The sequence below is a fragment of the Streptomyces sp. NPDC045701 genome (assembly GCF_056432045.1).
This window is the reverse complement of sequence record NZ_JBWKJV010000096.1, coordinates 1-7,037: the sequence shown is the minus strand read 5'-3', so window position 1 is coordinate 7,037 and position 7,037 is coordinate 1. Positions and strand designations below refer to the sequence as shown.

The following is a 7,037-nucleotide window of genomic DNA, read 5'->3' as shown; positions in this document are numbered from 1 at the left end:
AACCGTGGGGGAAACAACAACACCCCCCCCCCCCCCCTCCCCCACTCCCCCCCCCCACCCCCCCCCGGCCCCCCCCCCCCACCCGCCCCCCGGGCCCCTGCGGGTAACTCAGGTGGCTAGGTTACTTGTTGAGCTCCTCGCCCAACCGCTCGTAGAGGACCGTCATCTGGTCCCGGGCCATCTTCTCGATGGCGATCTCCGCCACCAGCACCCCGTCCTCCCACGGCATCCTGATCGGCGGCGGCTTCAGCGGGCCCGCCACCGGGTGCTCCAGCCCCGTGCCCAGCGCACTACCCGGCTGCACCTCCGCAGGTTGGACCGGCAGCGGTCCTCCCTCGCCCAGGGCGGCAGGCGTGGAGGGCTCGGCCCCGGTTTCCGCTACCTGCGGAGGGTGCTTCATTACGCCGTAATGAGGGGGCTGCGTCTTCATCTCCTCGTCGTGTGACGAGCCGTGGGCGCCCACGTCTGCGGCTGCGGGGGGGCCGGGTGTGCGTTTCCGTGCGGCCTTGGTCGCCGCCTTCTTCCGCGCTTCCTCCTCCTTAAGCCGCTGCAGGATCTGCTCCTGCTCCTCCGGGTTCTTCTTCCCGACCCGCCGCAGCAACTCGACGGACTCATCGCCATCCTCGAGCCGCTTCTGCAAGGCAGGCGTCAGGCCCAGGAGCGCCAGGCGCTGGGCTACCCAGCCCTGGGAACGGTGCAGGCGCGCCGCCAGCGCTTCTTGGGTGCCGTGGATGGTGAGGAGCTGTTGCAGGGCCCGTGCTTCGTCGAGGGGGTCGAGGTCCTTGCGGTGGATGTTGGCGACGAGGGCCGATTCGAGGAGGTCGTCAGCACTCCGGCCGAGGCCGTCGTCGACCATGACCTTGATGGTTGTGAGTCCCGCTTCGCGGGCGGCGGCCAGGCGGGAGTTTCCGTCGATGGCCACATACCGGGCGCCCGGCTCGAGGTCCGCTGCCCGGTCCGGGTGGGCCTCGAGGTAGGCGTCGCGGCTCATGATGCTGATCGCCGTCTTCTGCCCGTGGTCCCTCAGGCTGCCGGCCAGGTCGGTCAGGTCGCCGAGTTCCGACCGCGGGTTCGCCGGGTTCAGGCTGATGTCGCTGACCGGCGTCTCCGTGACGGGCATCTCCGCAGCCGGCTGACCAAGGGCCTGCTGGGTCACCATGCGGCGGGCACTGATCGCTCCGGCGGCTGAGGCGAATGCGCTGGAGGCTCCGAGGGTGTCGGCCTTGCTCATGCGGTAGCTCCCCGAGCAATCTGCCGCATGGCTTCGGCCTGCTCACTGTGCGGGGCGTAGGCCAGCAGCGGCGTGGTCTGGCGAACGGCTTCGCGCTGCTCCTTGAGGTCGTTGATGACGGCGAGGACCGGCGGGGTGCCGAGAGCTTTCCACGATTTGAGGGAGGAGGTGGCGACGAAGCCGCGGCGGGAGTCGTACAGGTTGACGACCAGGCCGAGGTAGTCGATGTCCAGGTTCAGGTCCGCGCTGAGGTCGTTGATCTGTCCGGCGAGCATGCTGTAGGCGGTCGCGGAGGAGTCCTCCGCGAGGACGGGGATGATGGCTCCGGAGATCCCCGCGCGCTCACCCTGGCGGCGGCGTCCGTAGTACAGCGCGGCGTCCATCGCGATGCCGAGGCTGGGCGGGCAGTCGATGACGATGACGTCGTAGTCGGCTTCGACCGGAGTCAGGGCCAGCTCGAGTGCGGCTTCCTTCTGGTAGCCGCGCCCTGTGTAGGCCTTGACGCCGACGCGGGCATCCAGGAGGAAGCCGTCGAAGCAGGAAGGCAGGACGTCGAGGCGCTTTCCGAAACGGGGGTCTTCGAGGGTGACGACGAGATCCCGCAGGCTGCCCTTGCCTTCGCCCACCATGTGGGAGACGAGGCTGTCTTCACCCGGGGGGATCTGTGGGAGGCCGAGCTGCTGGCTGAGGTGTCCCTGCGGGTCGTAGTCGACCAGCAGGACCCGTTTGCCGTCCTCCGCGTACGCCTGGGCGACCCCGGCTGACACGGCGGTCTTGCCGACGCCGCCCTTCTGGTTGCAGACGATCTTGCGTTCCGGTTCGCCGACGGCCGGCTGAGCGCCCGGGGAGGGGTGCGTGTCAAGCCACCGGCGCACGGCCTGGGCAAGGCCCTGGATGAAGGAGATCCCCCGTTCGGTGCAGGTCTCTTTGAAGTCGTCGTACATGCCGGGCGGGAGCCAGGTGCTGAACGAATCCGCACCGGTGGTATCGACAGTGCTGTTGCCTGCCGACTGTTCGCGCCAGGCGTTGACGGCGTCAGTGACGGCGTCCTGGATGTCCAGACTGAGTTCAGCTGCCCGGATTTTCAGTTCTTGCCGGAGCGCGGAAGGCAGCTTGGATGCCACCTTTTCCCGGTCTCCTTGGGGATACGGAGATGCCATGGCGTCACCTTACTTACTCTGGAGGCATATGGACCGCTCGGGTCCTCCAAAACGGGCGGTTCACCCGACGGTGCCGGTCCATTACGTCCATTACGGCGTAATGAGCAACGGTGGTCAGGCGGCCCGGTACTCCAGTCCAGTTGTCGCGTGGTTCATTACGCCGTAATAAGCGGTCTGCAGGCAAGAGTTGATCAGGACTTCATTACGGCGTAAGACCGCCCGGCGCGCCGACGACGATCGCACGTCCATCAGAAGCTGCCGGGGAACAGGAGAACACCGCCACTGCGGCGGCTGCCCTCCTCGTGCGACTGACTCCTGCTCAAAGCAACCCTGACCAGGTCGGCCTCGCGAGCTTCCCCCAATGCGGGGCCCTGCCCCGCCGTTCGACAGGTCGGCCGGGGTGTGTGCCACGGGGAGCCAGGGTGCTCGGCACCCTGGGCCTGGTTGAGACCTTCACCGTCACGCTCCTGGACTCGCATCGCCTCCGCCGGGCCGGACTGGTGCACACAGGCCACATGACGAAAGCGACGAGGTGGTCGGGGAACTGTTGCCGAGAGGCAGGCGGGCTCGTGCTGTCAGTGCCGGCCAGCCTGCCGGCTCCGTCCCCTCTGCGTGCTGACGGCAAGCCACGGATCGGCGGCATCCTCCGGCAGGGCGCGCGCACCCTGCTCCTGGGTCGCGAGGAGACCGGGGGGTGCTGCCGCTGCTTCCGCCTGCGCCGTCTGCCCGGCCACCACTCCCCCGCTGCCTCTGCGCGCCTCGCAGTTACGCACCCGTGCCGGCTGGACGCACCGATACGCACGGTGGCTTGAAGAGACGGCGTACTGCTCCGGCAGCACGGGCACTCTGCTGCTGACCCACCGCGCCGCCTTCGCACCGGGCATCTGGACCGTCGGCCTAGCCTAGTCCATGACTGGCCGGGCACCCCTCGGAACCCGCTCTGCGGAGGCGGCTGGCATGGCATCCTGCCGCTGTACCACGGCCGCGGCCGTACTGGATGAGCTTCATGCCCTCGCGGGCGAGGTGGTCCAGGATGGGTTCGTAGGTCTCCCAGTCCTTGCCGCCGGCCTGGGCGTACTTGATGAGCATCGCGGTGATGTCCGCGATGCGGTTGGTCTGGCCGGTGAACTGCTCGAAAGGGAGGGCCACCTGTTCGTGGCTCAGGTCTCCGTCACTGCGGGGCTGCTTGTTGCTGTCGGTTCACGGGAGTCGAGCGTAGAGGCCGCACGCCCGGTGCGGGCGGGGTTCTGCGGGGCAGTCGTATCGGCTGGTGATCACCCTGGTACGGTCCGCGCGGAAGTGATCGTTTTCGTACCGGGGGCGGGGACCGGCGGCGTGACCTCGATAGAACGGACCGCGTACCCGCGGTTCAAGCGGCTGATGTCGGCGCGGGAGATGCACGTCTTCTTCACCCCCGAGCGCGAGGAGATCGGCTGGGTCCAGGAGCGGGCCCGCTCGGAGGAGCACCTGCTCGCCCTGGCCCTGGCGCTGAAGTGCTACCAGAAGCGGGGTTACTTCCCGAAGGCTGCCGAGGTTCCCGAGACGGTGGTGGAACACGTGCGCGGCGCCCTGGAGCTGCCCGAGGGCACCGGGCCGCACTATGAGTCGGTCAATACCGCCAAGCTGCACCGCAAAGGTGCGCAAGCGGCAGGGCATCTCCTACGATCAGGAGCGGGTCCGTCAGATCGTGGAGGAGGCAATCCGGCGGACGGCGCTGGTGAAGAACAACCCGCCGGACCTGATCAACGTCGCGCTGAGGAGCTGGTCCGGGCGACCTGTGAACTGCCGGCGTTCCGCACCCTGGACGAGATGGCCGCCCGGGGGTCCGCCGGGAGGTGAACGAGGACATCTTCGCCACCGTCCGGTCCCGGATGACCATGGAGGACCGGTCCCGGCGGCTGGGGCTGCTGGAGGTGGGCGGGCTGGACCGCAAGAGCGGGCTGAACCGGCTGAAGAAGCCCGCGAAACGGCCCAGCTGGAGCCATCTGAAGGAGCAGCACAAGCACCTTCAGTGGGTGGACGGGCTCGGGGACACCGACTCGTGGCTGGAGGGGATCGCGCCCGGGGAGATCGCCGACTTCGGGGCCGAGGCGGGCGCGCTGGACGCGGCGGGGCTGCGGGACTACGAGACGGGCGAGCTCATCGCGCTGCTGGCCTTGCCTGGTGCACACGGCCCGGCGGCGGGCCCGGGATGACCTGGCGGAGATGTTCTGCAAGCGGGTGGCGACCAGACTGAAGAATGCGAAGGACGGGCTGGAGGAGATCCGCAAGCAGCAGCAGGCGCTGGTGCGGATGATCGGCACCTACCGGACGGTGCTGGAGCGGATCGGCCCCGCCGGCCTTCTGCCGCGCGGTCCGGACGGGTGCCGGTGCCGTTCCCGGCAGGGAAGAAGGCGCGCCGCAGGGCGGCGCGGGCGCTGGCCGCGAAGCGGGCTGCCGCGCTGGCGCGGGAGGCGGTGCAGAGCTCGGGGTCGTTCGCGGCGGAGTTCGCCGGCATCGAGGCGGTGGCGCGCACCACGGCAACAACCACGAGGTGCTGGTGGGCCGCTTCTACAAGCGGGATGGGGCTCCGATGTTCGATCTGGTGGGCACGCTGGAGTTTCGGGGCGGTCAGTGAGGACCGGCGGGTCCTGGACGCGCTGTCGTCGCACGCGCGGGCCCACCAGAGCGCGGCCCGCGAGTACATCTCGGAGCTGTACGAGGGGCGGCCGCTGGATTTCGGCTTCGCCTCGTAGAACTGGCAGCGGGCTGTACGGGACCGCAAGAGGCCCGGCCTGCGGACCGCCGGCGCTTCGAGACGCTGGTGTTCACCTGCCTGGCCGAGATCTGCGGACCGGAGATGTGGCCATCAGCGGCTCGGACCCCTTCGCCAACTGGCCGGACCAGCTGCCCGAGTGGGAGGAGTGGGGTCCGAAGCTGGCGCAGCTGTGCGAGGAGTCCGGGCTGCCGGACACGGCCGCGGGGTTCACCGCGGCCGTGCGCGAGCGGCTGGAGTCCACCGCGGCGGAGGTGGCCTCCGGCTACCCGGACGACGCGGACCTGGTCATCGGGGAGAACGGGGGGGCCGGTGCTGCGCAAGCAGTGCGCCAAGGGGGTCAGCGTCCTGGCCGAGGCGCTGGAGGGCGAGGTCAAGGCGCGGATGCCGGAGCGCACCCTGCTGGGCTTCCTGTCGCGCACCGCGTACTGGGTGGAGTGGTGGCGCCGCTTCGGACCGGCCTGCGGCAGCGACCCTGAAACTGAAGGATTCCTTCGGCCGGTACGTGCTGACCGCCTTCGTGGGCGGCATCAGCATGACGTTTGCCGAGCGGCGCGGCGCATCGCCGGGGTCTCTGCGCACGAGCTGAGCGGGATCACGAACCGGCACCTGAGAGTGGAGAAGATCAACGAGGCACTCACCGACGTGGTCAGCGCGTTCGTGCGCCTGGACCTGGTCAGGGCGTGGGGCGACGGGACGTCCGTGGCGGCCGGCGGCACGCAGATGGACACCTTCATCGACAACCTGCTCGCCGAGGCCTCGATCCGGTACGGAGGATTCGCATACCACCACATATCCGATCAGTACATCGCGCTCTTCTCCAGATTCGTGCCCTGTGGCGTGCGGGAGGCCGTCTGCATCATCGACGGGCTGTTGAAGAACGCCTCCGGGGTGAAGCCGGACACGATCCACGCCGGTACGCCAAGGGCAGTCGTTCCCGGTCTTCTGTCTCGCCCATTTGAAGGGGTTTGAGCTGATGCCGGGGATACGGAACTGGAAGGACCGCACCTTCTACGGGCCCTCCGCGAGCGCCCGCTACCGGCACATCGACGTCCTGTTCGACCAAGGTGGGCGCAACGTCATCGACTGGCGTCTCATCGAGACGCACTGGCGCGATCTCATGCGGGTCTCGATCGCGATCAGGGAGGGCACCCTGGCTTCGCCGCTGCTGCTGCGGCGCCTTGGCAGCAACTCCCACCGCAACCAGATCTGCCGGGCCTTCCGCGAGGTGGGCCGGGCGGTCGCGACCGTGCAGCTGCTCAAGTTCATCTCGGACCCGTCGCTTCGCCGCCGGGTAACGGCAGCCACCAACAAGGTGGAGCCCTTCAACAACTTCACTGACTGGCTGGCGTTCTGCAACGGCGGGGTGATCGCTGAGAACTGCCCGGTCGGGCAGGAGAAGGCGGTGAAGCTGACGTCTCTGCTGGCCAACTGCGAGATCTTCCATACGGCCCTGAACCTGATGAACGTGGTCCGTGAGCTTCAGGCGGAGGGCTGGCAGATCACCGGGGAGAGGACCTGGCCGCGATCAGCCCGTGACCGACCACGTCATGCGATTCGGTTCGTACGCCACCACGGAGCTGACCGTGCGCCCGGACGCGTCCGACCCGCGCCTGGATGTCGAGTTCGAGGCAGAGGAGAAACTGCCGGCCGCGGCCAGAAGAGCCGCTGATCTTGTGGGTAGCGGTGACCATGATGAGGTCGTCGCCAGCGAGATCGTCGAGGTCGGCGGTGTGGTGGCGGCCGCGTTCGCCGTTCAGCAGGCACTTGGCGCCGCCGAGGACGCCGGGACCAGACTAGTGTCCTGCGCCGGGAATTCGTTGAATTAGTAAGCTGTCTCCATGGCGAAGATGGGGCGGCCGATGGCCGAGCTGGTGTTGTCGGAGGATGA

Annotated in this window: 8 protein-coding genes; 5 read left to right on the top strand and 3 right to left on the bottom strand. The window is 68.6% G+C overall.

What is annotated here, in order from left to right:
* Positions 1–121: 121 nt before the first annotated feature.
* From AC07DW_RS32440 to AC07DW_RS32430, 3 genes are all read right to left on the bottom strand, one after another.
* Entirely contained in the window at positions 122–1,231 is a 1,110-nt protein-coding gene (locus AC07DW_RS32440) for a ParB/RepB/Spo0J family partition protein (RefSeq protein WP_478861232.1), read from the bottom strand.
* Positions 1,228–2,391, bottom strand: coding sequence for a ParA family protein (locus tag AC07DW_RS32435; RefSeq protein ID WP_478861231.1), 1,164 nt, complete (start codon positions 2,389–2,391; stop codon positions 1,228–1,230). Before AC07DW_RS32435 ends, AC07DW_RS32440 begins: the two co-directional genes overlap by 4 nt.
* A gap of 897 nt (positions 2,392–3,288) precedes the next feature.
* The gene (locus AC07DW_RS32430; RefSeq protein WP_478861230.1) at positions 3,289–3,540 is read right to left on the bottom strand and encodes a hypothetical protein; all 252 of its coding nucleotides are present in this window, start codon (positions 3,538–3,540) and stop codon (positions 3,289–3,291) included.
* 186 nt (positions 3,541–3,726) lie between these two features.
* On the opposite strand from AC07DW_RS32430, the gene AC07DW_RS32425 reads away from it, so the two are divergent.
* The 5 genes from AC07DW_RS32425 to AC07DW_RS32405 all read left to right on the top strand — a co-directional run bounded on the left by AC07DW_RS32425 (position 3,727) and on the right by AC07DW_RS32405 (position 6,818).
* The gene (locus AC07DW_RS32425; protein ID WP_478861229.1) at positions 3,727–4,230 is read left to right on the top strand and encodes a DUF4158 domain-containing protein; all 504 of its coding nucleotides are present in this window, start codon (positions 3,727–3,729) and stop codon (positions 4,228–4,230) included.
* A complete protein-coding gene (locus tag AC07DW_RS32420) occupies positions 4,227–4,586 on the top strand; it encodes a hypothetical protein (protein ID WP_478861228.1) in 360 nt (119 codons plus the stop codon). Before AC07DW_RS32425 ends, AC07DW_RS32420 begins: the two co-directional genes overlap by 4 nt.
* 174 nt (positions 4,587–4,760) lie before the next feature.
* On the top strand, positions 4,761–5,126 hold the full coding sequence (locus AC07DW_RS32415; protein WP_478861227.1) for a hypothetical protein: 366 nt from the start codon (positions 4,761–4,763) through the stop codon (positions 5,124–5,126).
* 332 nt (positions 5,127–5,458) lie between these two features.
* On the top strand, positions 5,459–6,118 hold the full coding sequence (locus AC07DW_RS32410) for a Tn3 family transposase (protein ID WP_478861226.1): 660 nt from the start codon (positions 5,459–5,461) through the stop codon (positions 6,116–6,118).
* A 4-nt stretch (positions 6,119–6,122) separates the two neighbouring features.
* Complete coding sequence (locus tag AC07DW_RS32405; protein ID WP_478861225.1) at positions 6,123–6,818, top strand: Tn3 family transposase; 696 nt, start codon at positions 6,123–6,125, stop codon at positions 6,816–6,818.
* Positions 6,819–7,037 lie beyond the last annotated feature (219 nt).

What these genes read in the sequence shown, in the direction of transcription:
- AC07DW_RS32440 (WP_478861232.1), bottom strand. Translation starts at nt 1,231, where the DNA reads ATGAGCAAGGCCGACACCCTCGGAGCCTCCAGCGCATTCGCCTCAGCC.
- AC07DW_RS32435 (WP_478861231.1), bottom strand. Translation starts at nt 2,391, where the DNA reads ATGGCATCTCCGTATCCCCAAGGAGACCGGGAAAAGGTGGCATCCAAG.
- AC07DW_RS32405 (WP_478861225.1), top strand. Translation starts at nt 6,123, where the DNA reads ATGCCGGGGATACGGAACTGGAAGGACCGCACCTTCTACGGGCCCTCC.